This window comes from Klebsiella sp. A52, assembly GCF_018388785.1.
GTDB classification, from domain to species: Bacteria; Pseudomonadota; Gammaproteobacteria; order Enterobacterales; family Enterobacteriaceae; genus Klebsiella; species Klebsiella aerogenes.
The window spans coordinates 186,215-212,182 of the sequence record NZ_CP074437.1; the positions used below are offsets into that span (position 1 = coordinate 186,215).

The 25,968-nt window shown below is 57.2% G+C and carries 27 protein-coding genes; 11 read left to right on the top strand and 16 right to left on the bottom strand.

Annotated elements, in window-relative coordinates; translation table 11 throughout:
- Positions 1–36: 36 nt before the first annotated feature.
- Positions 37–846, top strand: a complete 810-nt coding sequence (gene proC / locus KGA69_RS00885; RefSeq protein ID WP_015368023.1) for a pyrroline-5-carboxylate reductase — start codon at positions 37–39, stop codon at positions 844–846.
- 49 nt (positions 847–895) lie between these two features.
- Here proC and KGA69_RS00890 read toward each other — a convergent pair whose 3' ends face one another.
- From KGA69_RS00890 to KGA69_RS00905, 4 genes are all read right to left on the bottom strand, one after another.
- Entirely contained in the window at positions 896–1,207 is a 312-nt protein-coding gene (locus KGA69_RS00890; protein ID WP_047078668.1) for a PsiF family protein, read from the bottom strand.
- Positions 1,208–1,298: 91 nt separating this feature from the next.
- On the bottom strand, positions 1,299–2,714 hold the full coding sequence (gene phoA, locus KGA69_RS00895) for an alkaline phosphatase (RefSeq protein ID WP_015368025.1): 1,416 nt from the start codon (positions 2,712–2,714) through the stop codon (positions 1,299–1,301).
- 100 nt (positions 2,715–2,814) lie between these two features.
- Positions 2,815–3,075: an anti-adapter protein IraP gene (gene iraP, locus KGA69_RS00900; RefSeq protein ID WP_045390972.1), complete on the bottom strand. Its 261-nt coding sequence runs from the start codon at positions 3,073–3,075 to the stop codon at positions 2,815–2,817.
- A gap of 310 nt (positions 3,076–3,385) precedes the next feature.
- A complete protein-coding gene (locus KGA69_RS00905) occupies positions 3,386–4,585 on the bottom strand; it encodes a multidrug efflux MFS transporter (RefSeq protein WP_045390975.1) in 1,200 nt (399 codons plus the stop codon).
- Positions 4,586–4,887: 302 nt separating this feature from the next.
- On the opposite strand from KGA69_RS00905, the gene ddlA reads away from it, so the two are divergent.
- Complete coding sequence (gene ddlA, locus KGA69_RS00910) at positions 4,888–5,985, top strand: D-alanine--D-alanine ligase (RefSeq protein ID WP_045390977.1); 1,098 nt, start codon at positions 4,888–4,890, stop codon at positions 5,983–5,985.
- Positions 5,986–6,498: 513 nt separating this feature from the next.
- On the opposite strand, the gene KGA69_RS00915 is transcribed toward ddlA, so the two are convergent.
- Positions 6,499–6,702 (bottom strand): DUF2754 family protein, encoded by a 204-nt coding sequence (locus tag KGA69_RS00915; RefSeq protein ID WP_045390980.1) that lies wholly within the window; start codon positions 6,700–6,702, stop codon positions 6,499–6,501.
- 243 nt (positions 6,703–6,945) lie between these two features.
- Between KGA69_RS00915 and KGA69_RS00920 the strand changes: the two genes are divergently transcribed.
- The gene (locus KGA69_RS00920; RefSeq protein WP_015704540.1) at positions 6,946–7,251 is read left to right on the top strand and encodes a DUF2755 family protein; all 306 of its coding nucleotides are present in this window, start codon (positions 6,946–6,948) and stop codon (positions 7,249–7,251) included.
- Here the strand turns inward: KGA69_RS00920 and KGA69_RS00925 are convergent.
- The 3 genes from KGA69_RS00925 to KGA69_RS00935 form a co-directional block, all read right to left on the bottom strand.
- Entirely contained in the window at positions 7,248–8,351 is a 1,104-nt protein-coding gene (locus KGA69_RS00925) for a DUF1615 domain-containing protein (protein ID WP_045390983.1), read from the bottom strand. The two genes, KGA69_RS00920 and KGA69_RS00925, sit on opposite strands and share 4 nt — an antisense overlap.
- A 22-nt stretch (positions 8,352–8,373) precedes the next feature.
- The gene (gene sbmA / locus KGA69_RS00930) at positions 8,374–9,594 is read right to left on the bottom strand and encodes a peptide antibiotic transporter SbmA (protein ID WP_045390986.1); all 1,221 of its coding nucleotides are present in this window, start codon (positions 9,592–9,594) and stop codon (positions 8,374–8,376) included.
- A gap of 116 nt (positions 9,595–9,710) precedes the next feature.
- A complete protein-coding gene (locus KGA69_RS00935; protein WP_161801920.1) occupies positions 9,711–10,223 on the bottom strand; it encodes an isochorismatase family protein in 513 nt (170 codons plus the stop codon).
- A gap of 221 nt (positions 10,224–10,444) precedes the next feature.
- Here KGA69_RS00935 and ampH point away from each other — a divergent pair, with 221 nt between their 5' ends.
- The 4 genes from ampH (at position 10,445) to KGA69_RS00955 (ending at position 15,279) form a co-directional block, all read left to right on the top strand.
- On the top strand, positions 10,445–11,605 hold the full coding sequence (ampH, locus tag KGA69_RS00940; RefSeq protein WP_020079517.1) for a D-alanyl-D-alanine-carboxypeptidase/endopeptidase AmpH: 1,161 nt from the start codon (positions 10,445–10,447) through the stop codon (positions 11,603–11,605).
- Between the two features lie 107 nt (positions 11,606–11,712).
- Complete coding sequence (gene hemB / locus KGA69_RS00945) at positions 11,713–12,687, top strand: porphobilinogen synthase (RefSeq protein WP_015368036.1); 975 nt, start codon at positions 11,713–11,715, stop codon at positions 12,685–12,687.
- Between the two features lie 189 nt (positions 12,688–12,876).
- Positions 12,877–13,368 (top strand): REP-associated tyrosine transposase, encoded by a 492-nt coding sequence (locus KGA69_RS00950; protein ID WP_074165841.1) that lies wholly within the window; start codon positions 12,877–12,879, stop codon positions 13,366–13,368.
- A gap of 210 nt (positions 13,369–13,578) precedes the next feature.
- Positions 13,579–15,279, top strand: a complete 1,701-nt coding sequence (locus tag KGA69_RS00955) for a bifunctional ornithine lipid synthase OlsF (protein ID WP_163310959.1) — start codon at positions 13,579–13,581, stop codon at positions 15,277–15,279.
- A gap of 4 nt (positions 15,280–15,283) precedes the next feature.
- Here KGA69_RS00955 and tauD read toward each other — a convergent pair whose 3' ends face one another.
- The 7 genes from tauD to KGA69_RS00990 all read right to left on the bottom strand — a co-directional run bounded on the left by tauD (position 15,284) and on the right by KGA69_RS00990 (position 21,690).
- Entirely contained in the window at positions 15,284–16,135 is an 852-nt protein-coding gene (gene tauD, locus KGA69_RS00960) for a taurine dioxygenase (RefSeq protein WP_047078672.1), read from the bottom strand.
- The gene (gene tauC, locus KGA69_RS00965) at positions 16,132–16,959 is read right to left on the bottom strand and encodes a taurine ABC transporter permease TauC (protein ID WP_045390998.1); all 828 of its coding nucleotides are present in this window, start codon (positions 16,957–16,959) and stop codon (positions 16,132–16,134) included. Before tauC ends, tauD begins: the two co-directional genes overlap by 4 nt.
- Positions 16,956–17,723 (bottom strand): taurine ABC transporter ATP-binding subunit, encoded by a 768-nt coding sequence (tauB, locus tag KGA69_RS00970; RefSeq protein ID WP_045380937.1) that lies wholly within the window; start codon positions 17,721–17,723, stop codon positions 16,956–16,958. Before tauB ends, tauC begins: the two co-directional genes overlap by 4 nt.
- 12 nt (positions 17,724–17,735) lie before the next feature.
- Complete coding sequence (tauA, locus tag KGA69_RS00975) at positions 17,736–18,698, bottom strand: taurine ABC transporter substrate-binding protein (protein WP_015368105.1); 963 nt, start codon at positions 18,696–18,698, stop codon at positions 17,736–17,738.
- Positions 18,699–18,954: 256 nt separating this feature from the next.
- Positions 18,955–19,887, bottom strand: a complete 933-nt coding sequence (gene mmuM / locus KGA69_RS00980; protein ID WP_213292741.1) for a homocysteine S-methyltransferase — start codon at positions 19,885–19,887, stop codon at positions 18,955–18,957.
- On the bottom strand, positions 19,874–21,283 hold the full coding sequence (gene mmuP, locus KGA69_RS00985) for an S-methylmethionine permease (RefSeq protein WP_045391004.1): 1,410 nt from the start codon (positions 21,281–21,283) through the stop codon (positions 19,874–19,876). The genes mmuM and mmuP overlap by 14 nt, the downstream gene beginning before the upstream one ends.
- Positions 21,284–21,513: 230 nt before the next feature.
- On the bottom strand, positions 21,514–21,690 hold the full coding sequence (locus KGA69_RS00990) for a hypothetical protein (RefSeq protein ID WP_015368101.1): 177 nt from the start codon (positions 21,688–21,690) through the stop codon (positions 21,514–21,516).
- 280 nt (positions 21,691–21,970) lie between these two features.
- Here KGA69_RS00990 and KGA69_RS00995 point away from each other — a divergent pair, with 280 nt between their 5' ends.
- From KGA69_RS00995 to KGA69_RS01010, 4 genes are read left to right on the top strand one after another with little or no spacing between them, the layout of a single operon-like run.
- The gene (locus KGA69_RS00995) at positions 21,971–22,780 is read left to right on the top strand and encodes an ABC transporter substrate-binding protein (protein ID WP_370429554.1); all 810 of its coding nucleotides are present in this window, start codon (positions 21,971–21,973) and stop codon (positions 22,778–22,780) included.
- Between the two features lie 5 nt (positions 22,781–22,785).
- On the top strand, positions 22,786–23,604 hold the full coding sequence (locus KGA69_RS01000) for an amino acid ABC transporter ATP-binding protein (RefSeq protein ID WP_045391007.1): 819 nt from the start codon (positions 22,786–22,788) through the stop codon (positions 23,602–23,604).
- A complete protein-coding gene (locus KGA69_RS01005; RefSeq protein WP_161801947.1) occupies positions 23,601–24,353 on the top strand; it encodes an amino acid ABC transporter permease in 753 nt (250 codons plus the stop codon). Before KGA69_RS01000 ends, KGA69_RS01005 begins: the two co-directional genes overlap by 4 nt.
- Entirely contained in the window at positions 24,343–25,047 is a 705-nt protein-coding gene (locus KGA69_RS01010) for an amino acid ABC transporter permease (protein ID WP_045391012.1), read from the top strand. Before KGA69_RS01005 ends, KGA69_RS01010 begins: the two co-directional genes overlap by 11 nt.
- Here the strand turns inward: KGA69_RS01010 and KGA69_RS01015 are convergent.
- On the bottom strand, positions 25,007–25,915 hold the full coding sequence (locus tag KGA69_RS01015) for a LysR substrate-binding domain-containing protein (protein ID WP_045391015.1): 909 nt from the start codon (positions 25,913–25,915) through the stop codon (positions 25,007–25,009). The genes KGA69_RS01010 and KGA69_RS01015 overlap by 41 nt on opposite strands.
- Positions 25,916–25,968 lie beyond the last annotated feature (53 nt).

The window sequence follows — 25,968 nt, forward strand, 5'->3', positions numbered from 1 at the left end:
GTGGGATCGTAACGAAAAATGCAGAGGGGAAAGGTAATGGATAAGAAAATTGGCTTTATCGGCTGCGGCAACATGGGTAAAGCCATTCTCGGCGGCCTGATCGCCAGCGGACAAGTGCAACCGGCGCAAATCTGGGTCTATACCCCATCGCCGGACAAAGTTGCCGCCCTGCATGACCAGTACGGTATTAATGCGGCGGAAAGCGCGCAGGAAGTCGCTCAGGTCGCCGATATCGTCTTCGGCGCGGTGAAGCCGGGGATCATGACCAAGGTATTAAGCGATATCGCTTCCAGTCTGAACAAAGATTCGCTGGTGGTCTCGATAGCCGCAGGCGTCACGCTGGATCAGCTGGCGCGCGCGCTGGGCCACGATCGCAAAATTATTCGCGCCATGCCGAACACGCCGTCGCTGGTGAACGCCGGGATGACCTCCGTGACGCCAAACGCGCTGGTCAGCGCGGAAGAGATCGCCGAGGTATTAACCATTTTCCGCTGCTTCGGCCAGGCGGAAACCATCGCCGAACCGATGATTCACCCGGTGGTTGGCGTCAGCGGTTCCGCGCCGGCTTACGTCTTTATGTTTATCGAAGCCATGGCCGATGCCGCCGTTCTCGGCGGTATGCCGCGCGCGCAGGCCTACAAATTCGCCGCGCAGGCGGTCATGGGGTCAGCGAAGATGGTACTGGAAAGCGGCGAACATCCGGGCGCGCTGAAAGATATGGTCTGCTCGCCGGGCGGCACCACCATTGAAGCGGTTCGCGTACTGGAAGAAAAAGGTTTCCGTTCAGCCGTTATCGAAGCAATGGCGAAGTGTATGGAAAAATCAGAGCAACTGAGCCGTTCCTGATAATCCTCAAAGAGACTACGGGTGAGGCGCCACCGCCCCACCCGTCATCTTATTTCTTCAGGCAGGTACTCATAAACTTATTACGATCGTCACCCTTCAGCGATTTCGACGACGCTTCTTTGCTACAAGCGCTCATCTTCTGCTGTTGAGGCGTCAGCGTCTTGCCGGCCGCTGGCGCATCTTTCTTCAGGCAATTGCTCATAAAGGCTTTACGTTCATCCCCCTTCAGCGACTTTGACGCCGCTTCGGTATTACATACGCTCATTTTCTGCTGCTGAGGCGTTAACGTTTTATCTGCGGCACTTACCGCGGCAACAAAGACCAAACCAAAAAGTAGGGTTACCAGAAATGTTATTTTCATCACACCATCCCTCTGTTAGTGGATCTCTGTAAGTCTGGTCGCTATCAGCAAAAAAACCAGCCGGTAACGTAAATTCGTTACCGGCCGCGGGTTATTTCAGACCCAGCGCGTCTTTCATGGTGTAAAACAGATCGGTCTGGTCGGTAAGACCCACCACGTTGCCCGCATGCGGGCCATAGGCGGCAATACGCAGTTGGGTGCCGGTGTGTTCCATCGACTCTTCTTCAGAGTTGCCATAGCTCATCACCATTACCGCGCCATCTTTGGTCGTCAGCGCCTGGGTCAGGCCCGGCGCTTTCGTGTCGGCCGGGATAATCTGGCTGGAGTGGGCGTGATCGGCGGTGACGATCACCAGGGTATTACCCTCTTTTTTGGCAAATTCCAGCGCTTTCTGTACCGCTTCATCGAGGTCGACGGTTTCGCCAATCTGGCCGCAAGGGTTTGCCGCGTGGTCCTGTTTATCGATAGACGCCCCCTCAACCTGCAGGAAGAAACCTTTCTCGTTGCGGCTCAGGAGATCAATCGCTTTTTCGGTCATCTGCGCCAGCGTCGGTACGGAAGCATCGCGTTTCGGGTTTGGGGTACAGGTTACCGGCGGTTTGTCGATATTGCCGTGATAAGAGGCTTTCGGGCCTTCCCACCGCACCGGCATATTGCCGTCGGAGAACAGACCGAGCAACGGTTTACCCTGATTTGCTTCGCTGATAGCGGCGAGAGAAGCGGCGTCGGTCACAATCTGATAGCCGCGAGCGACCGCCTGCTCATGCAGGGTTTTCCCCTGCCACTCCCCTGCGGTCGCCGTTTCAGCAAAGGTCTTCGCCCCGCCGCCTAAAGAGACATCCGGACGGGCATTCAGCAGTTGTTCGGTGATAGAGCCCTTGCCGCCTTTTTCCAGCGCGTTGCTGGCGCATTTTTCGCTGGTCACGCTGGGACCATAGCATTTACGCGAGGTCACATGGGCCACCTGCGCCGCCGGCGTCGCATCCTGCAGCTCAGCCGTCGAGACATTGCCGGTGGCAAGACCCGCGGCTTTCGCCAGCTCAAGGATGGTCTGATGATCTTTTTCGTGGATATCAACGCCCAGCGCGCCGTTATAGCTTTTCACGCCGGTGGTCCACGCGGTTGCCGAAGCGGCGGAATCCGTCACGTAATCCGGTTTGCCGGTTTTTTTATCCAGAGAATAATGAGTGTACTGGCCCGTCAGCGGCAGGGCATCAATACCTTTAAAGAAACCGCCGGCGCCTTCGGCATAATTTCGAGCGGCGGTAATTTCTGAATCGCCCATGCCATCGCCAATGAGCAAAATAATATTTTTCGCCGGCTTATTGATTAAAGAAGCGCGCAGCGCTTCGGTCTGATCGCCCGTTAAACGGCGCGCGCCGCCTGGGGTCGTGATATCGCCCTGGGCCGCGCGATTTTCCAGCACCGGCGAAGAAGTTGTTTGTGCATGAATAACCGGGGGAGCCAGCAGCGGTAACAGGGCAATAAAGAGGGCAGATAATTTCACTTTGTCGTCTCCATGTAAAAAATACTTAAAAAACAAAACGAGGGAGACTTTATAAAAGTGGTGTGACAGAAAAATGACAGCATCCTTACTGGTCACATGATTAGTTACGAGGATGCCGGAGCAGCTTTTTTATATATTGCTGCAGAAGGTGGGTGTCACGGTCGTCCACCAGCGGTCCGGGCTTTACCTGCTCCATGGCGGTTTCGATATCCTGAATCAAACGTTGCTGCGCATCCTCAGCCATATGGCGCAGCAGCGCGGTGACGACAATTTCCAGCGCCTCAACCTGTACCGTCAGCTCTTTCGCCTCTTCTTCTTTTTGCGCCAGATTGACCAACAGCTCAGCAATGAGATTTTTCATTACGCATTATCCTTAAGCAACATCCATAATGGCCTAGTTATGTCATACATCGGCATATCGATACCAGAATTATTTTCAAATAATAGGGTTATTCCTGCAATAATATTCAGCGAAACGTTTTTATTACCGCCAGGCAACAAAGGGAAAGCCCCTATTATTAATAGCGAAAAGATAATTCTATAACCAAATTTAATAGTAAATAATAAAATGGAATATGTGTCGCACTATTTAAGGATAACTAAAGGTAATGGTTAATAGCTATATCAGCTGATTAATATAAGGCGCCCTTATGAGCGCCCAATATTTTTATTTAAACGGCCGCGCGGCGGCTACGGCGTAACATAATCGCCAGTTGCCAGATATTAATCAGGACAATCAACGCAGTGGCAATAAACACCCAGCGGAACCCCGCCATTGCCGAGACCGAAGCGCCAATGAGCGGCCCGGCGACATTACCCAGATACATAAATGACTGGTTATAACCGAAAATACGCCCGGTGACGTTATCGCTGCAGTATTTCAAGAGCAGCGTCTGAACCGCCGGTAACATCGCGCCGTCGGCAAAGCCCAGCAGGAAGCGCAATACCCCGAGCTGCAGCGGCGAGGTCACGAACGACATCGCAAAGAACATCACCACCGCGCAGCATAACGTCGCCAGCAAAATGCGCGACGTCCCGATGCGATCGCCGAGTTTTCCCAGGCGAGGCGCGGAAATCAATGCCGAAATCCCCGGTACGGCGGCAATCATCCCCGCCAGAAACGCGATATTGTTGCTGTCCGGCGCCATCGACTTGATAAATAACGCCAGAATTGGCCCGATAGAGCCGTTACACAACTGGATAACCAGGGTGGTGAAAAACAGGCTAATCACCAGCCCCGGATGGGTCAATGAAGCAAAGACCGCTTTGCCGCTCAGGCGTTCAGCTTTGCTCACTTGCGGCCGGGCGCCCTCTTTAATCAGAAACAACGTCACGAGGAAACTGACCGTCAGTAAAATCGCGGTAATGAAAAACACCGCCCGCAGGCCGACGTGGTCAGCAAGAAAACCGCCGAGCAACGGGCCGCCGATCACGCCGCTTATCTGCGCCGTCGACAGCGTACTGAGCGCCCAACCGCTGCGTTCACGCGGCACCTGCGAGGCCACCAGCGCCATGGCGTTGGGAATATAACCGGAGGTCAGCCCCATTACCGCACGCAAAATAAATAGCTGCCAGACGTTGTTCGCAAAAGCCTGCAGCAAAATCGCAATCGCCATACCAAGGGAGGCGCGCAGCAGCATGAGTTTGCGCCCTTTGCGGTCTGCCAGGCTCCCCCACATCGGCGAGACAATCGCCGACACCAGGAAGGTGACGCTAAAGGTCAAGCCCGACCACATCGACAGCGCTTCGTGTGAGGTAACGCCCAACTGAGAGACATACAGCGGTAAGAAGGGCAGAATTTGACTGATGGCGAGTCCGGTGAAAAAGCAGCCGAACCAGACAGAAATGAGATTAACCTTCCAGGATTCCATAACTACGCGTATTCATTAGTGTTTCGTTAATTATTACCTAGCTTAGCAATTTCCGTCTTCGCACGTAGTACCAGAGATGCGCATGCCGCGAGTTTGGTGTTTTATCGCCCTGACCGCGGAGTAGACAAACATAATCGAAGATAACCGCATTGTCGTCAGTGGGATGTGCTGAGGCACATCGGCGGATAGTGGCGAATGCGCAGCATTTAACCCTCTGCTGTAAAGGGTAAAGATTCAGGCAGCCATCTCGCTAAAACACATGCTATGTTATGTGTTTTGATGTAATCAGGATGGAAGTTGAAATGGCTAAAATGAGGGTTGGGATCGTTTTTGGCGGTAAGTCGGCAGAACATGAAGTGTCGCTGCAGTCAGCCAAAAATATCGTCGAAGCAATTGATAAGACACGCTTTGATGTTGTGCTGCTGGGAATCGATAAACAGGGGCTTTGGCATATCAACGATGCCAGCAACTATCTGCTGAACCCGCAGGATCCCGCTCATATCGCGCTGCGCCCGTCCGACGTGACGCTGGCGCAAATTCCTGGTCGCGATGCCCATCAGTTGATCAACGCCGATAGCGGCCAGCCGCTGGCGGCCATCGACGTCATCTTCCCGATTGTTCACGGCACCCTTGGCGAAGATGGTTCGCTGCAGGGGATGCTGCGGATGGCGAATTTGCCGTTCGTCGGCTCCGATGTGCTGGGCTCCGCCGCCTGCATGGATAAAGACGTCACTAAACGCCTGCTACGCGATGCCGGTCTGTCGATTGCGCCGTTCATCACCCTGACTCGCGCCAACCGCCAGCAGTTCAGCTTTGCCGATGTCAAAGCGAAGCTGGGACTACCGCTGTTCGTGAAGCCCGCGAACCAGGGTTCTTCCGTCGGCGTCAGCAAAGTGAAGAGCGAAGAAGAGTATCGGCAGGCCGTCGCGTTAGCCTTTGAGTTCGACCATAAAGTGGTGGTTGAACAAGGGATTAAGGGCCGTGAAATCGAGTGCGCGGTGCTGGGCAATGATTATCCCCAGGCCAGCACCTGCGGGGAGATCGTACTCAATAGCGAATTCTATGCCTACGATACCAAGTACATCGATGATAAAGGCGCGCAGGTGGTGGTTCCGGCAGCCATCGCCCCGGAGATCAACGACAAAATCCGCGATATCGCCGTCCGCGCTTATCAAACGCTCGGCTGCAGCGGAATGGCCCGCGTTGACGTCTTCCTGACGGAAGATAACGAGGTGGTGATCAACGAAATCAACACGCTGCCGGGCTTCACCAACATCAGTATGTATCCGAAGCTGTGGCAGGCCAGCGGCCTGGATTACACCAGCCTGATAAGCCGCCTGATCGAGTTGGCGCTGGAGCGCCACGCAGCCGACCGCGCGCTGAAAACCTCAATGAACTAAGCATTTTTCCCGGGTAGCGGCGTACCGCCTTACCCGGGCTACCGCGGTGCCGTTATTTTGTCGGATGGCGGCTAACGCCTTATCCGACCTACGGTCCGTGCGGCCTGCTGTTAATTTCTTCACCACGCTGGCTGACACTACTGGTGCTCTCCCCCCCCCGGTGGCGCTGCTACAGCGCTTTGCGATTTGGTAGCCCGGAGAAGGCGCAACGCGCCGCGTCCGGGAAAAACCCTTAAAAAGTCGCAAACCGATAACAGTATCTACGCCGGCATGTGATCTGTAGGCCCGCGCAAGCGTAGCGCCGCCGGGCAATAACCGCGGGTAAAAAGCCACTTTCGCGCCGGATGGCGGCGGCGACTGGCCGCCCTCTGTGCGCTCCCTGCGCCATGAGAGACATAACGCAGAAGAATTATCGGGAGCGCAATGTGCCTGGAAACACCACAGAACAACCGTTTTTCCAGGGCGAAACGATCGCAAACCGATAATAATAACTACCACGTCTTGCCGGGGATATTACGCCTCTTCTGCCGGACGGCGGCGAATAACAAATCCCGCCAGCCAGAAGCTCACTACCCACGTCACCAAACCGACGGCATAAGATTGCCAGCCCTGCGCGTCAAACCCCAACAGCCCCACCACGCCATTGAGAATAAAAATTAACCCCAGCGCAAACGCGTAGTAGTGCCAGTCACGGCGGATTTTGTCGGTCAGCTTCATAACGACTCCTGCGGAAAAAAAACATCATCGCATAGCCGCCCGCCGCGCCAACAAGATTGTTCGCACAATGCGAAGCCGCTCTCCCTTTTGTGCAATGCGGGCTCGCCGACAGTTTTGTCAAAACAGGATTATTCCTGGCAGAAATTACCAGCAATCTGATACAGGGAAACGCCCGTCGCTGCCAGAATTCCTGTCTATAGAGCTGGAGGAAAAACCAGCGGAACAGGTGTTGCGGAGGTTTATATGGCTGAATTTACGTTTTCTAAAACGCTGATGGGGAGCAACAAAAAGAAGGTATCGATCACCAGCGGTAACATTGCCTACGCGCTTTTTGTTCTGCTGTGCATCTGGGCCGGCGCGCAAATGTTGAGCATGCTGGTACACGCGCCAGGCGTATTCGAACATCTCATTCAGATTCAGGATACCAACCGCCCGCGCATTGAGATTGGGCTCGGCGTCGGTACCCTGTTCGGTTTAATTCCGTTCCTGTTTGGTAGCCTGCTGGTCGGCGCGCTGGGGCTTATCCTGCGCTGGTACCATAACCGTTAACGACGCGCCATACAGCTGGCGCGGCGATCGTCGACCCGCTTAGCAAACCACGCGGTAGTAAGATTGCGGGTGATTTTCGGGCTTTCCAGCTGGATCCCCGGCAACATCTCGCGCGGAAGCGTTTTCCCGGCCTTTTTCTCGGCGATTTTGAATATTTTCTTATACAAATCACTCTCTTCAAACGCCAGGCTATCGCCCTTTTTCAGTTGGCGATGGATATCGCCATCGCTCATCCCCAACTGCCCGGCTAAACGGCGCACCGCCAGCTCAGTCGTTCCGGGTTCATCGCTGTCATAACGAATAAGATCGCCATCCAGCGCCAGCTTAACGCCGGTGGCTTTAACCACCGCATTCTGGAAGGCGGCGTTACGGCTGGCATACCAACCGGCATTGAAATCAGCAAAGCGGTACAGCGGCACGCTATAGTTAGCCGGGTAGTTGAGCAGATGATAGGTGCCGAACCACAACCCGCCGCGCAGGCTGAAGACTTCCTGGCGCACGGTGCCGTCCATTTTCCACGGATAGCCATCGGTGTGCTGCTGGGCAAAGGCGATGCTTACCTGCATTGGTCCGCCGGTATGCACCGGGTTGAGAGAGCCGAACAGCTTCTGGCCCATCGGCACCATGCCGATGAAGTCATCAAAAATCGCGCTTAGCTGTTTTTCCGTTTTGACGTTATCGAGGCGCTCGCTGTAACTTTTACCGTTCGGCGAGGTGATTTTCAGCGCGGTATGCACCAGAAATACCGGGATATGCATTTTTTCCGCCCGACGGTCAATTTCCTGCCAGGCGATTTTATTCAGGCCCGGCACCGCCGGATCGGCCTGATAGTTTGATTCCTGCTGCGCGACCGCCAGCACCGAACAGACGTTTTCTTCCGTCGGCGCCAGCTTCTGGCTGTCAAAGGTTTTGGCAATCGCCTGCGCCCAGGCCTCGCGGTCTTTGACGCTGGCAGGCATTTTTTGCCGCACCACGGCGGCGACATCCACCGGCTTCTCGCCTTCTTTCAACTTAGGCGCCTGCTGGCTGGTACAGGCGCTCAGCACCAACCCGGCCAGCAGCGTAAAAGAGAGTGAAACACCGCGAGAAACCTGCGCCATAAACCTTCCTTGCATTCATTAATTAATTAACGGTTGAAGAGACTTCCTGCAGCCCTTTGTTATCCAGTTCGCGCTCAAAGCTGCGCAGACGTTTATAGATGGACATCAGTTCCACCAGCGTGGTCCACGAACTAATCAGATACTGGAACGAGCCGCGAACCTGACCGAACACGTTGGTGATCTGGGTCATCAGGCCGAGCGTAATCGTACCGGCGACAATCGACGGAAACAGCAGGAACAAGCCGAAAACGTTATCCACCTGCAGGTAAAGAATACGGGCAATATTGAAATACATATAGTGGAAATAGAGGCGGAAGTAGTTGCGGCGCACCGCGCTGAACAGCTCGCGCACGGTCGGCGGCGTGGCGCGGTTGGCGTCATCCTCGCCATACACCAGCTCTTTACGATAGGCGGCTTCTACCCGCTGGTTTTTAAATTGCAGGCCCGGCAGCTTGATCCCGACCACCGCCAGCAGCCCGGTTCCCATCAGCGACCACACGATAGCGGCAATCACCAGCCCATACGGTAAATGGCCAACGATCGGCAGGTCCGGCACATGCGCCGACAGCGAAACCAGCACCGGCAAGAAGGCAATCAGCGTCATTACCGCATTAATAAAGCTTACGCCCATATCTTCAAGCGTCGCGGCGAAGCGCATGGTGTCTTCCTGCACACGCTGAGCGGCACCTTCGATATGGCGCAGATGCTGCCAGTGTTCCATATAGTGTTCGTTCATCGCGGTACGCCAGCGGAACACATAGTGGCTTACGAAGAAGTTATTCAGCACGCCAATCACCACCGCAATCAGCGCGATGCCAAGAAAAATGCCAATCTCGTGGTAGAACTGATTGATGCTGACCTTGTGCGGCGTGGCCAGCGCGCTCTGAATCAAGTCATAGAACGGCGCATACCAGGCGTTGATCGCCACCCCAACTTCCACCAAAAACCAGGTGACAAAAATAATCAACGAGGTGCCGAGAATAGACCAGTATTGCCAGCGATGCGGGCTATAGATAAACCAGAACAGCGCGAAGGCGCCGACGCAGAACAGGTAATACGCGTAAAACACCAAATAGTTGAGCGACCAGAACCGCGCCGCGCTGATGGCGACATCCTGCGATGCGCCGGTTATCCGCAGCAGCCAGTCGCCGCCGCCCGCCTGCCAAAAGATCACCGCCAGCAGCGACCAGATAAAGGCAGAAATAAAAAACGGCCCCGGTTTGGGGAAAAAAGCTTTAAACATCGTACTCTCCTGCTAACTTCTTATCGTTCTGTTTTTGCTGTGTACCACACGTACGCCCGCCGCAACGCGCGGCGGCGAAGTAAAGCGGACCCATGATGAGACCGGATATCAGCGACTTAGTTCGTCTGCCATTCGGCAAGAATTGTTTCTACGGGTTTCACGCGTAAAGGATTATCGGGAAGGGTGAAAGTCCGCCACACCTCGTTATAGTGAGCGATCAGCGTTTTAGCCTCGGCGGCGGCGCGATTGGCGGTGGTATGGGCATCTTCGGCAATGGTGATGGCGTAGCCGCGGCTGGCGCCGTTTTTGATGGTGGTATCGACGCAATAATCGGTCGCGCAGCCGCAGATAACAAAAGCGTGAGTTCCGTTCTCGCGCAGCACCTGTTCAAGATCGGTTTTATAAAACGCATCACAGGCCGTTTTGGTGACGTAGCGCGCCCCGGCGGGTTGCGCCAGTTCAGGCAGCAGCGCGAATCCTTCGCTTCCTTCTTCCAGCCCGCCTGCTTCAGCGTGCTGAATGAAAATAACGCTATCGGCGGCGTGAATCAGGCGATTGATTTGCGCTACGCAGCGTTCGCGATCGACACGCGGCGTCTCGAATACGCCGTTTTGCATATCCACTACCATCAGAACCCGTTGAGATGCCATCACCACTCTCTTTTATAAGATGAATAAGAGCTTAATCATACGCGTCAGGCGGAAAAGCAGATATCTGAAAGCGGAAAAAAGTCATTTTTACGCACCGTTACGCTTTTCTGTGAAATATTGTCGTTATTCCCACTTTGCTCGCCGCGACTTCGTAGTATAAATACGGTGTATATTCCCCTAATAAACGATGGATGCCTCCGTTGAAACGTAGTTTGCTCATTTTTGCTGCGCTGTGCGCGGCGTCGTGGACCTCAGCCCAGGCGGTTCAGCCGAGCGTTGATCCGGTATTTACTTCTGATGTGGTCGACCGCTTCGCCGAACATATTTATTACGGCAGCGGCGCCACCGGCATGGCGATGGTGGTTATCGACGGCAACCAGCGCGTATTCCGCAGCTTCGGCGAAACCCGTCCGGGTAATAATCAGCATCCACAATTGGATTCCGTTATCCGCATCGCCTCTCTGAGTAAGCTGATGACCAGTGAAATGCTGGTGAAACTGCTCGATCAGGGGGTGGTTAAGCTTGACGATCCGCTGAGTAAATACGCGCCGCCTGGCGCGCGGGTGCCAACCTATCAGGGCGTACCGATTACGCTGGTCAATCTCGCGACCCACACCAGCGCCCTGCCGCGCGAGCAGCCCGGCGGCGCGGCGCATCGCCCGGTATTCGTCTGGCCGACCCGCCAGCAGCGCTGGAACTGGCTATCGACGGCTACGCTTAAAACCACGCCGGGTTCGCAGGCGGCCTATTCCAACCTGGCCTTCGACCTGCTAGCCGATGCGCTATCGACCGCCGCCGGTAAGCCCTACCCGCAGCTGTTTGAAGAACAAATCACCCGCCCGCTCGGCATGAAGGACACCACCTTCACCCCATCGCCGGATCAGTGTCAGCGCTTGATGGTGGCGGAGAAAGGCGCCAGCCCGTGTAATAACACCCTCGCGGCCATCGGCAGCGGCGGCGTGTATTCGACCCCGGGCGATATGATGCGCTGGATGCAGCAGTTCCTCTCTTCGGATTTCTATACTCGCGGCCAGCAGGCCGATCGCATGCAGACGCTGATTTATCAACGTACCCAGCTCACCCGAGTGATCGGCATGGATGTTCCGGGTAAAGCCGATGCGCTGGGTCTTGGCTGGGTGTACATGAAGCCGAAAAACGGCCATCCGGGCATTATCCAGAAAACCGGCGGCGGCGGCGGATTTATTACCTATATGGCGATGAACCCGCAGGCTAACGTCGGGGTCTTCGTGGTGGTGACCCGTTCCGCGTTGACCCGTTTCAGCGCCATGAGCGACGGCGTCAACGACCTCGTCAGCGCCTTAAGCGGCGTGCAGCCGAATATGGAAACCGCCAGCCAGTAATCGTTGCGGGATGTTTTGCCACTGATTGTTAAGGATCGTTTTGGCGAAACATCCCGCTGTCGTTTGCGGTACACTACCTTCTTTCATTTCACAAAATCAGGCAAACCATGACAGATTTAATCACTCGCCCACGCCGCCTGCGTCAATCCGCCTCGCTGCGCGCCATGTTTGAAGAGACAACACTGAGTTTGAACGACCTGGTGTTGCCGATCTTTGTTGAAGAAGAAATTGACGATTACAAAGCCATCGAAGCGATGCCTGGCGTCATGCGTATTCCGGAAAAACATCTGGCGCGCGAAATTGAGCGCATCGCCAACGCCGGGATTCGTTCAGTGATGACCTTTGGTATTTCCCACCATACCGACGCGACCGGTAGCGATACCTGGAATGAAAACGGTCTGGTGGCGCGCATGACCCGTATCGCCAAACAGGCGGTGCCGGAAATGATCGTCATGTCCGATACCTGCTTCTGCGAATACACCTCGCACGGCCACTGCGGCGTGCTGTGCGAGCACGGCGTCGATAACGATGCGACCCTGGAAAACCTCGGTAAGCAGGCGGTGGTCGCCGCGGCCGCCGGCGCTGATTTCATCGCGCCATCCGCCGCGATGGACGGTCAGGTGCAGGCGATCCGCCGTTCGCTGGATGCCGCAGGCTTTACCAATACCGCGATTATGTCTTACTCAACTAAATTCGCCTCATCGTTCTACGGCCCGTTCCGTGAAGCCGCCGGTACCGCGCTGAAAGGCGATCGTAAAACTTACCAGATGAGCCCGATGAACCGTCGCGAGGCAATCCGCGAGTCATTGCTCGATGAAGCCCAGGGCGCGGACTGCCTGATGGTGAAACCGGCCGGCGCCTATCTGGATATCCTGCGTGATATCCGCGAGCGCAGCAACCTGCCGCTCGGCGCTTATCAGGTCAGCGGCGAGTACGCGATGATCAAATTTGCCGCGCAGGCTGGCGCTATCGACGAAGAGAAAGTGGTGCTGGAAAGCCTTGGCGCAATTAAACGCGCGGGCGCGGACCTGATCTTCAGCTATTTCGCCCTCGATCTGGCCGAGAAAAAAATCCTGCGTTAAACCTGCCCTCTCCCCGGTAGCGCTGACGCTTACCGGGGCTACCTTATAGCCCGGATGAGGCGTGAGCCGCTATCCGGGAATCAGATTTTGCGTGCTGCTTTCCATCTTCCGTGACGGCTCCTTGGCGAACCTTCTCTTCTCCTTTAACGTCTTAAATCACATTATAAACGCTGGCTACCAGGAGAAGCTGTGGTTGCTTATCGACGCTATTACATCAAGGGGGGAACCTGGTTCTTTACCGTTAATTTGAAGGACCGTAGAAGCATGCTTCTGACTGAAAGAATTGCATTATTTCGCTACTCCGTTTCCGTTGTAAAACAACGTCGCCCTTTTATCATTAATGCTTGGGTGGTATTGCCTGAACATCTCCACTGTATCTGGACACTTCCCAACAATGATGACGATTTTTCTTCCCGCTGGCGCGATATCAAAGGCTGCTTTAGTAGAACATTAAAACGACAACATATCTGGCAACCTCGCTTCTGGGAGCATGCCATACGTGATGAAGAAGATTATCGCCGCCATGTTGATTACATACATATCAATCCATTAAAACATGGCTGGGTTACGCAGGTTATAGATTGGCCATTTTCAACCTTTCATCGAGATGTCCAACGCGGGCTATATCCTGCAAACTGGGCTGGCGAAAGCTTGGATCTTAGCTGCGGCGAACGCCGATAGCCCCTCCCCGGTGGCGCTGACGCTTACCGGGGCTACAAATCGGCGCCGACCGTAGCCCGGATAAGGCGTAAGCCGCTATCCGGGGAGCCTCCCCGGTGGCGCTGACGCTATCCGGGAAACCTCGCCTGCTGAGACCGAATCTTCACCGAATTGTAATCTGAACGACATCTGCGCCTTCTACTGTCTGGGCAGGACAGAGGAGGAGTCACTATGTTTAGTCTCGACAACGTTCTCGATGACCTGTGGCCTCAGGCGAGGCCCGCCCCCTGGCAGAAAAAGGTGTTGAAAAAGCTTCTGCATGAAGAAGAGTTCCAGCAATTTGCCGCCCGCCATCGTCACCTGAAAGGACTGGATACGGTCGAACAGGTCCTCGAACATCTCAATATCCGCTGCGCTATCCCGGCGCATGACCTTGAACAAATCCCCGAACATGGCCCGCTGGTGATTATCGCCAACCATCCGACCGGGACGCTCGATGGGCTCGCCCTGCTCTATGCGGTCTCCCGCGTGCGGCGCGATGTCAAAGTCGTCACTAACCGCATGCTGACCCATCTTGAACCGCTAAGCTCGCTGTTTATTCCGGTCGATAATATCAACGGCCGTACCGCCAAAGCGGCGCTGCAGCAGATGGACCAGCAGCTTCAGCAGGGCGGCGTGCTGATCTTCTTCCCTGCGGGGGAAGTCTCGCGCCTGACCCGCCGCGGCATCCGTGATAAAAAATGGCATCCCGGCTTCATCAAGCTGGCGGCGAAATACCGCGCGCCGCTGCTGCCGGCCTGGATCCGCGCCCACAACAGCCCGCTGTTCTACGCCAGCGCCCTGCTCTCCGAGAATCTGCCGCTGCTGCTGTTAATGCAGCAGATGTTTCGCCGCCGCGATAGCAGCTTGCCCTTACGCATTGGCCAGCAAATCGCGTGGTCATCGTGGCATCAGCCGCAGCTTTCCACCCGCGAACTGGCGGACCGGTGCTACCGCCACGTCGAGCGCCTCGGTAAAGGACACCCCGGCCTGTTTAAAAGCGAAAGCGCGATCGCCCGCCCGGAAGACCGCGCGCTGCTCAAACGCGAGCTGGCAAAAACCGAATGTCTGGGCAAAACCGCCGACGGTAAACTGATTTATCTGTGGCAGCGCAACGGCCAGGAAGAGGCGCCGCTGCTGCGCGAACTGGGCCGTCTGCGGGAGATAGCCTTCCGGGCGGTCGGAGAAGGCAGCGGCAAACGCCGCGATATTGATAGCTACGATGATGACTACCTGCACCTGATTTTATGGGATGAAGAGGATCTGGAGATCGTCGGCGCCTATCGTTTTATGCCTACCGCCATGCAACTTGAGAAACGGGGAGTGGAGGGCATCTACAGCTACAGCCTGTTCCACTACGACGCGCGGATGGACGATATTCTGCAGCACGGGATTGAACTGGGGCGCAGCTTTATTCAGCCGCGCTATTGGGGGCGCCGCGGGCTGGATTATCTCTGGTCAGGCATCGGCGCCTGGCTGGCGCGAAACCCGCACTATCGCTATCTTTTTGGCCCGGTCTCGATTTCCGGCGGCTTGCCGCCCGATGCCCGCGATTTGCTGGTCGCCTTCTACCGCTTATGGTTTCCGGCGACGCATCCGCTGGCCAAATCGCGCCGCCCCTACCCAGCTTCGCTACCCGACGTGCTGGCGCAGTTTGGCGGCGAGGATTACACCGAAGACCTGACGCGGCTGAAGTCGCTGCTCGGTAATCTCGGCTGCGCCATTCCGCCGCTGTATAAACAGTACTCGGAAGTGTGCGAGCCGGGCGGCGTGCAGTTTATCGATTTCGGCAGCGACCCGGACTTTAATCACTGCGTCGATGGGCTAGTACTGGTGGATTTAACCTACCTCAAAGCCAACCGCTACCAGCGCTACATCGGCGCGCATCTCTAGCCGTTTATCCCGCCCGGTAGAACGGCTTATCGCCAAGAATTGTCGCGCGGTGCATGATGCGCCGCTGCGGCAGATAGTCGGCGTTAGCGTAATGCTGCGTCACCCGGTTATCCCAAATCGCCACGTCGTTCGGCTGCCAGCGCCAGCGCACCTGGAATTCCGGTTTAGTGACGTGAGCAAACAGGAAATTCAGCAGCGCCTCGCTCTCTTTCTCGCTGACATCCACAATGCGGGTGGTAAATCCTTCATTGACGAACAGCGCCTGCTTACCGGTTACCGGATGGGTACGTACCACCGGGTGCAACAGCGGCGGGTTCTTCGCCACCGCCTCGCGCCAGCGCTGATGCTCCACTTCCGTCTTGTTGTACTTATACTCCTGGAACGATTTGCGGAAATCGTGCTCCGCGCGTAAACCGCTCAACAGCTGGCGGAACGGTTCGGAGAGCGCTTCCCACGCGGCAATACCGCTGGTCCATAGGGTATCGCCGCCGGTAGAAGGTAACTCCTTCGCCGCCAGAATCGCCCCCGCCGGCGGCGTGTCGATAAAGGTCACGTCGGTATGCCAGTTATCGTTGTCCGGCGGATTATCGTTATGGGTATCCAGTACGATAATTTCATCCACGCCCGGCGCATGCGGATAGACCGGATGAATATGCAAATCGCCGAACCGTAACGCCAGATCGCGCTGCTGTTGCGGGGTGATATTTTGCTCGCGCAGGAACACCACCTGATGACGCAGTACCGCGTGATATAGCTGCTCGAACTGATTGTCGCTTAACGGACGGGTCAAATCGGCTCCGGCCACCTGCGCGCCAATATACGGCCCCAACGGGGTAATGCTAAGACGTTCACTCATTGTACTTCTCCATGCCAGGGCGTCAGGCGGCGCTGCAACGCGCGCAGTCCCAGTTCCAGAACAAATGCGATTATCGCAATCACCGCGATCCCGGCTAACACCACATCGGTCGCCAGGAATTCACCGGCGGATTGCACCATAAAACCTAAGCCGCGAGTGGCGGCAATCAGCTCCGCCGCCACCAGCGTCGACCAACCGACGCCAAGGCCAATGCGCAGGCCGGTAAGAATTTCCGGCAGCGCGCCCGGCAGGATCACCAGCCACAGCACCTGAGCGCGACTGGCCCCTAAAGACTGCGCGGCGCGAATACGGACCTGCTGCGCGCTTTTAACCCCCGCCAGCGTCGACATCACTACCGGGGCGAAAATAGCCAGATAGATCAGTAAGATTTTCGGCGTTTCGCCAATGCCGAACCAGATGATCACCAGCGGCAGCCACGCCAGCGGCGGTACCGGACGATACAGTTCGATCAGCGGGTCGAGGATCCCGCGTACCGTTGGGCTCAATCCCATGGCGATCCCCACCGGCACGCCAACGATCGCCGCCAGTACCAGCGCGATGGCGATACGCGTCAGGCTCGCCGCCAGATGCTGCCACAGGGTCGCGTCCATAAAGCCTTGCGGCCCGGCAATGGTGAGTAGCTTCTGCAATACCTGCCACGGCGAGGGTAAAAACAGCGGGCTAATCAGCTGTAGCGCGGTCACCGCCCACCAGATAGCCAGCAACACCGCCAGCGTCGCTACGCTAAGGGTCAGCTGCCGTGATAGCGGCCAGCGCCACTTCAGCGCGCGCTGGCGCGGTTTATCATTGAGGACCACGCTCATGAGAAAGCCTCCCGTTGTTCGAACACCCGGCTAAGCACATATTCGCGCTGGGCGATAAATTGCGGATCCGATTTAATGCTGCGGCAGGATTCACCGGCGACAAAACGGCGGCCAAACTCCAGCGGCAGGCGTTCCTGCACCCGCCCCGGCCCCGGCGACAGCAGCACCAGCTCGCTGGCCATAAATACCGCTTCTTCGATATCGTGGGTAATCAACAGCACCTGCTTGCCGGTTTCATGCCACAGTCGCAGCAGCAGAGTTTGCATCTGCTCGCGAGTAAAGGCATCCAGCGCGCCGAAGGGCTCATCCAGCAGCAAAAGCTGCGGATCCGCCGCCAGAGCGCGCGCAATACCGACACGCTGACGCTGGCCGCCGGAAAGCTGCCAGATAAAGCGTTTTTCCGCCCCCTGCAGGCCGACTTTTTTTAACATCTGCGCGGCGATTTCCCGGCGTTGGGTCTTTTCAACCCCCGCCAGCTGTAATCCCAGCGCGACGTTATCCAGCACGTTGCGCCACGGCAGCAGGCCTTCATTTTGAAACACCACGCCGCGATCGGCGCCCGGCCCGTCGATGCGACGGCCTTCGAGAGTGATGCTGCCGTGCTGGTAAGGCACGAATCCGGCAATCAGGTTCAGCAGCGTGGTTTTGCCGCAGCCGGAAGGGCCCAGCACCACCAGCAGTTCGCCGCTGTCCAACGTCAGGTTGATATCCGCCAGCGCCGGTTTACCGCCATAATCAGCGGAGAGATGCGAGATTTGCAGCATCGGAGCCTCCTTTTATTTCACGAAACGGTCAGTAACGAACTGGCTATAGTCGGTTCCGGCCGCCGGCACTTTGCCCTGCTCTTTGAGGAATTTCGCGGTATCGATAATCGCCTGGTTCACCGGGCCGTTAAGCTCCTGCGCCTGCTGGGCGGCGGTAAGATAGGTATTACCTTTGACTAACACCGGCACATCCGCCTCCGGCACGCCGCTCAGTCGCGACAGCTTGCTGAGATTTTCCGGCTGCTTCAGCCACGCCTCCGGGTTGGCGATATAGGGCTGCTGCGCGTCGATGGCGCTTTTAGCGAAAGCTTTCACGATTTCCGGATGCTGCTCGGCAAAGTCTTTACGCACAACCCAGACATCCAGCGTCGGCGCGCCCCATTGCCCCACCTGCGCGGAGTCGGTCAGCACCTTGCCCTCTTTTTCCAGTTCGTTAACGGCTGGCGCCCACACGTAAGCGCCATCGATATCGCCGCGCTGCCAGGCTGCGATAATCGCCGGCGGCTGCAGGTTGATAATCTGCACCTGGCCCGGTTTGATTCCCCAATGTTTCAGCGCGGAAAGCAGGCTGTAGTGGGTGGTCGAAATAAACGGTACCGCAATGCGTTTGCCAATCAGATCTTCCGGCTTAGTGATATCTTTCTTCACCACCAGCGCTTCGGAATTACCGAGCTTTGAGGCCAGCAGGAACACTTCAATCGGTACCTGCTGAGTGGCGGCCACCGCCAGCGGGCTGGAACCGAGGTTGCCGATTTGTACATCGCCTGAGGCCAGCGCGCGTACGATGCTGGAGCCGCTGTCGAATTTACGCCAGTCAACGGTGGCGCCGCTGGCTTTGGCGAAGGTGTTGTCCGCCTGGGCGACTTTCGCCGGTTCAGCGGAGGTTTGATAGGCGACGGTGACGTTAACCGCCTGCGCCTGGAAGGCAGCGAAAGCCAGCGCCGCCAGAAGAGTAATTCGCGATGTGAATGCCATAATGTCTGCTTCCCCTTAGTTGTTATGGGTGCAGTATTTCCGGCATCAGCGTGGAGATGAAGTAATTAAAAATTCTGCCTAATAGCGAATCGTTTTTAGAAGAAAAGCGGGATTAGATAGTTAAAAACAGGGATTAAAGAAATGGGTTCCCCCGGCTCGCGCTGCGCTGAGCCGGGCTACCAAAAGTTGCGGATGTTGTCGTTGTAGCCCGGATCAGGCGCGGAGCGCCGCCATCCGGGGGAAAGAAATACAGGTGTTAGCGGCCCGCCGCCAGCGCGGCGATATCCTGCGGCGTGGTGCGACAGCAGCCGCCAATCAGCCTGGCGCCAGCCGCCAGCCACTGCGGCAAATAGGCCGCGAGCGTCGCGCAGGCTTCGCCGTGATGATGCCAGGTCTTGGTCAGCGCATCATAGTGCTCGCCGGAGTTAGGATAGACCACCAGCGGCAGCGACGTCAGGCTGTGCAGATGCTGCAGCGCGGCGGTGGTATTTTCCAGCGCGATACAGTTAATCCCCAGCGCCAGCACCTGCGGATTATCGGCCAATACCGCAACAACCTCGCGCAGCGGCGTACCGTCGCTGAGATGTTCAGCGTCGCGCAGGGTCAACGAGAACCAGGCGCGGGCGCGCGGGTAGTCACGCAGCAGCGCCACCAGCGCCGTGATTTCGGCAAACGACGGCAATGTTTCACAGGCCAGCAGATCCGCCCCGGCATCCAGCAGCGCTTCGACGCGCGGACGGTGGAATGCCTGAAACGCCTCCGCGCTGCGCTGATAATCGCCGCGATACTCAGAGCCATCCGCCAGATACGCGCCATACGGCCCGACCGACCCGGCCACCAGCAGCGTTCCCGCCTGCGGGTTTTCCGCCAGATACGCCTCGCGGGCTTTACGCGCCAGCTCGACGCTTTTACCTATCAACGCCTTCGACTGCGCCTCATCCAGTCCGCGGGCGGCAAAGCCTGCCGGTGTTGCCTGATAGCTGGCGGTGATCGCCACCTGTGCGCCAGCGCGGAAATAGTCGAGATGCACATCGCGGATCAGCTGCGGGTTCTCCAGCAGTACCTTCGCCGACCATAAACTATCGGCCAGATTGCAGCCGCGCGCTTCCAGTTCCGTCGCCATCGCGCCATCCAGCAGCACGAACGGTTGCGTTTCAAGGATGGCGGTTAGCGGATTATTCTGCGACATGTTGCGGCTCCTGAGTTAATTTCCGTGTACGAGTCAGATAGTAAGCACCATAACATAGCGCGACGAACGGGATCCCGCACCACAGCGCAATACGCTGGCTTGGGTCAAAGGCCAGCCCCACGCAGGCCACCAGGCAAAGTACAAAACCCAGCGCCGGCACCAGCGGATACCACGGCGCGCGATAGTGCAGCTCGCTTAACGCTTTGCCCTGTTGCAGATGGCGGCGGCGGAAAACAAAATGCGACGCGCAGATGCTCAGCCATACCGCGACCACCGCAAAACCGGAAATCGCCGACAGCGCAACAAACACCGTATCCGGCGCGACTACGCTGGAAAACAGCGCCAGCACGCCGCCCAGCATGCTTACCGTCAGCGCGGTTAGCGGCACGCCGCGTTTATTCACTTTGGCAAAGCAGGCTGGCAACGTCTTCTCATTTGATAGCGACCACAGCATCCGTCCGGAGGCATACAGGCCCGAGTTGGCCGCCGACAAAATCGCGGTCAGGATCACGAAGTTAAAAATATCCGCCGCGTAAGGAATACCGACCTTTTCAAACACCAGTACGAACGGGCTTTTTTCCACCCCCGCCTGCTGCATCGGGATTAGCGCGGCGAGCACGAAAACGGTACCGATAAAGAAAATAATCAGCCGGGCAATAGTGGTGCGGATCGCGACCGGTATCACCTGATGCGGGTTTTGCGTCTCACCGGCGGCAATACCGATAAGTTCGGTGCCCGAGAAAGCGAAGTTCACCGCCACCATGGTCATCAGGATCGGCAAGCCGCCATGGGGGAACCAGCCTTCGGCGGTGATGTTATGCAGCCCCGGCGCCGGTGAACCGTCGGTCAGCGGAATAAAGCCGAAGATGGCCGCGCCGCCGAGAATAATAAAAGCAATGATGGTGATCACTTTGACCAGCGAGAACCAAAATTCGCCTTCGGCAAAGAAGCGAGTAGAGATAACATTCAGGGCGAAAATCACCGCGCAGAAAATCACGCACCAGACCCACACCGGCACCTGCGGGAACCAGTACTGCATACAGAACCCGGCGGCGGTAAAGCTCGAGCCGAGCGCCACGGTCCAGGTCAGCCAGTAGAGCCACGCCACGGTATAGCCGGTCGCCGGGCCGAGATAACGCGCGGCATACACGTGAAAGGCACCGGTTTCCGGCATCGCCACCGACAGTTCGCCAAGACACTGCATCACCAGCCAGACCACCAGCGCGCCGATCAGATACGCCAGCAGCGTGCCCGCCGCGCCGGTGGTCGAGATAATATAGCCGGTATTGAAGAATAACCCTGTGCCAATGACGCCGCCCAGCGAGAGCATAATCAGGTGGCGCGTTTTCATGGTGCGCTTAAGTTGCCCACCTTGTTGTTGTGATGTTGTTTGCATATTGCCTTCTTTATGTATGGACGTCTAAACATCCAAATGAAGGTCATTTATACCGTGACGGCGGGGAAATTGCAAAACGGAGAAGGGAAAAAAACAGGGAGAACAGGAGTAGGAGCCAGGGTTTAAAGCTGCTTGGGCTGCGGAGCCTCTCCTTTTTACCGCAACCGCAAGCAGCCTTCTGCTACACAGAGCACACCTCGTTCCAGTAGGCTTCGCGCGTCCAGCGCCGCTCAGTATGTTTTGTCATGGCGAAACCACCGGGTTTCCACGTTGCCGAGATCCACGCCATACAGGCTGGCGACCGGCAAGATCGCCTCCATCATCCGTTGACCATCTTGCTGCCCGGCTTCTCCGTTAGATAAAAAAGCCAGCCAGCCGGTAATCCGTTGCCACAGCGCTACTTTCATTTCTCCTCCATCGGTCGGGTTTGCGTTGTTGTTATTTCAACCACAATCGCCGACGGGCGGGAAATATCAATTCCGAATTTGTAATCCTGGAAGATGCATATTCGCCGCTGCGCTTCGGTGACTAACCCCTTCCTGTAAAAGCGATTTGGTTAACAGCAATATCCCCATTTTTATTAAGAGATTTTGGTTATAGATAAGAATTTTTTCTTCTTTGCCGGACGAGGCGCTTTTGTGGGAGCGTGATAAACACAAAACAAAACAGGGATTCAGGGGAATGATGATGCATAAAACTTATACCAAAATCGCTTTTGCGCTGGGCGCGCTGCTGCTGACCGCCCAGGTTCAGGCCGACCAGTTAGCCGATATCAAAGCCGCCGGGGTGGTGAAGGTCGCCACCTTCGACGCTAACCCGCCGTTTGGTTCCGTGGATGCCAAAACCCATCAACTGGTGGGTTACGACGTCGATTTCGCGCAGGCGCTGGCGAAATCTCTTGGCGTCAAGCTTGAGCTGGTGGCCACTAACCCGGCTAACCGTATTCCGCTGCTGCAGTCCGGTAAGGCCGACCTGATCGTCGCCGATATCACCATTACCCCGGAGCGCGCGCAGGTAATTGATTTCTCAACGCCCTACTTTGTAACCGGCCAGCAGTTCCTGGTTCCGGCTAAGTCGCCGGATAAACTGGATGACTACAGTAAAGCGCGCATCGGCGCGGTAAAAGGCACCACCGGCGAACAGGCGCTGCACCAGCGTTTCCCGCAGTCGCGGGTGCTCTCCTATGACGATATTCCATTGGCGCTGACCGCCCTGCGAAACGGCAACGTGCAGGCGATTACCCAGGACAGCACCATTCTCGCCGGGCTGCTGGCGGGCGCGCCGGATAAAGCCAACTTTAAAATTCTGCCGGATTTGCTGAGCAAAGAAGAGATTGGCGTCGGCGTGAAAAAAGGCGAGCCGGCGCTGCTGAAAGCGGTAAACGACGAGCTGGTTAAGCTGGAAAAATCCGGCCAGGCGGCGAAAATCTACGACACCTGGTTTGGCCCTGGCACCGCCTCTCCGCAACCGCGCGCCTTTACCATAGAAGCGAAATAACCCAGATGTTTTCCGCCTTATTTTCACGATCCGCGGCTTCGGCCGCGGATTTCTCGCATCTGCAGCAGGCCAGTATTACCTTTCGCGACGTGGTTAAACGCTACGGCGATCATCAGGTACTTAACGGCGTTAATTTAACGGTCAATCCCGGCGAAGTGGTGGCGATCCTCGGGCCATCAGGATCGGGTAAATCAACGCTGATCCGCCTGATCAACCAGCTTGAATCGTTAAGCGGCGGCGAGATCCTCATCGATGGCAAACCGACCCGCCGCCTGACCGGCAGCGCGCTGCGCCAATTGCGCAGCCGGATCGGCTTCGTTTTTCAACAGTTCAATCTCTACGCTCACCTGACGGCGCAGGAGAATATTACCCTCGCGCTGGAGCGCGTGCACGGCTGGCAACACGATGCCGCCCAAAAGCGGGCGCTGGAATTACTCACCCAGGTCGGTCTCACGGATAAAGCGCGGCAGATGCCCGCTCAGCTCTCCGGCGGCCAGCAGCAACGCGTCGCCATCGCCCGCGCCCTTGCCTCCTCGCCGCAAATCATCCTGTTCGATGAACCGACCTCGGCGCTGGATCCGGAGATGATCGGCGAAGTGCTGCAGGTGATGAAAGCCCTGGCCCACAGCGGTATCACCATGGTGGTGGTCACTCACGAGATGCAGTTTGCCCGCGAAATCGCCGATCGGGTGGTGTTTATCGACGGTGGCGAAATCCTCGAAACCGCGCCGCCGGCGGAATTTTTCGCCCGCCCGCAGCATGCGCGTACTCGCCGTTTTCTGCAGAAGGTGCTCGACCCGCTGCATCAGGAGAGCATTGAGTGATGGCGATTCTCGACTGGCATGGCGTGCTCAGCGGGCAGCCGCTACAGTGGATAATCTCCGGTTTCCTGACCACCGTCTGGGTCAGCTTCGCCGGGATACTGCTGGCCACCGCGCTGGCGGTGCTGCTGCTGGCCCTGCGTCTCGGCGGCGGACGCCCCGGCCGCTGGCTGGTGGCGGCGTGGGTATCGCTGTTTCGCAATACACCGCTGCTGGTTCAACTGCTGTTCTGGTACTTCGCCGCCTGGAACCTGCTGCCGCTGGCGGCGCGCGATTTTATCAACGACTCCCATAGCTGGTCGATTCTACCGGGCGACGTCTGGTGGCTGACGCCGGAATTTCTCTGCTCAATGTGGGGGCTCGGCGTATTTACCTCGGCATTTCTGGTGGAAGAGATTGCCGCCGGACTGCGCGCCGTCAACCACGGCCAGCGCGAAGCGGCGCTGTCGCAGGGATTTAGCCCGTGGGGTGAATTACGTTTTATTCTGCTGCCGCAGGGGCTGGCCAACGCCTGGCAGCCGATTGTCGGCCAGTACCTGAACCTGATGAAACTCTCTTCGCTGGCCAGCGGTATCGGTTTTGCCGAGCTCACCTACCAGGTACGGCAAATCGAGAGCTATAACGCCCACGCGCTGGAGGCCTTTGCTGTCGGCACAGTGCTGTATCTGGCGCTGGGTATCGTTATGGGACTGGCGCTGACGCGTTTCGGTCCGGGATATCGTCAGCCACGGAGCGCACAACATGAACGCTAACCTCGCGGTGATCGCCGACAACCTTGATTATCTGCTGTGGGGACGGCTGGCGGAAGGCCAACCCGGCGGCGTGGCGCTCACTTTACTGATGGCCATCGGCGCGACCGCGCTGGCGCTACCGGGTGGTATTCTGCTGGCCTGCGCCGCCTGGCGCTATGGCGGAGCGGTCCGTCGTCTGCTGTTCCTGTGGGCGGAAATTATTCGCGGTATCCCGCTGATCTTCGTTATTTTCTGGCTGTGGTATCTGCTGCCGATGCTGACCGGCGGCGATCTGCCGGGCGCGGTGACGGTCACGCTGGCGCTGGCGTGGTTCACCGCCGCCTCGGTGATGCACTCGGTGCTGGCGGGGCTGCGCGCCCTGCCCGGCGGCCAGCATGAAGCGGCGCTGACGCAGGGATTCGCCCCCGGCCAGACGCTACGCTTAATCCTGCTACCGCAGGCGCTGCGCAACGTCCAGCCGTCGCTGGTCGGCATTTTTATCGGCCTGCTGAAAGACACCTCGCTGGCGTTTATCGTCAACGTGCCTGAACTCACCACCGTCGCCGGGCAGGTCAATAACCGGGTGCAAATCTACCCGCTGGCGATATTCGTCTTTACCGGCGCGGTTTACTATTTACTGTGCTGCGCCCTCAGCCAGCTGGCGAGCCGCCGTTTTACCAGGCGTAGCGCTGACAGGCGCTTCGCAGCCGATTGAGAAACAGCCGGGCATTGGCGGTGAGCGCCGATTTTTGCGACCATACCGCGCAATACTGCGCCGCCGGGAGCGTGGATACCGGCAGCGTGACCAGCTTATCGCCAAGCTGCAGCGGCTGGCTCATGGCGCGCGCGACGATGGTCAGATAATCGGATTCCAGTACCATCTGCAAGCCGACAATCACCGAGTCGGTGCGTAGCGGGGTAATCGACACCTGGCGATAAAAATGAATCAGCTCGTTTTGTAGCTGCTGGTAGTAGCCCATCGGCGACTCCGGCAGCAGCCAGCGGGCTTTACGCAGCGCCAGCAGATCGCTTTCGTGCGCCAGCGGATGCCCCTTGCGCGCGATAACGCAGAACGGCGCGGTAAACAGCGGTTCCAGCATCACCCCTTCCGGCGGATGCATCGGGTCGACCGATCCGATAGCCAGGTCAATCTCTCCGCTGCGGACGCCCGGCAGCAGCGACGAAAGCTGCCCCTCTTTAACCGTCATCTGCACCTGCGGCAGCGCCTGCTTAAATCCTTCGGCCACCTGCGGAAACACCGTCAGGGCAATCAGCGACGAAAAGCCGACCGTCAGCCGACCGTGGGTGACATGGTTTATCTGTTCCACCTCGTCCGCCGCGCGCCGCAGCTCCTCCAGCACCCACTCCGCGCGCTGTAAGAAAGCGATTCCCGCTTCGGTCAGGGCGACGCCTTCTTTGCTGCGTAGAAAAAGTTGCGTGCCGAGGATTTGCTCCAGCTCACGTAATGTCCGGCTCAGTGCCGGCTGCGATTGCCCCAGTTCACGCGCCGCTGAGCGGATGCTGCCGCTACGCGCCACCTGCCGTAGCGCCTGCAGTTGGTTCAATTTGGGAAGATATTTCACCGCTCACCCCTATCAGAAAAAAGCATCACCTATAGAAAAATTATATCTTCCCG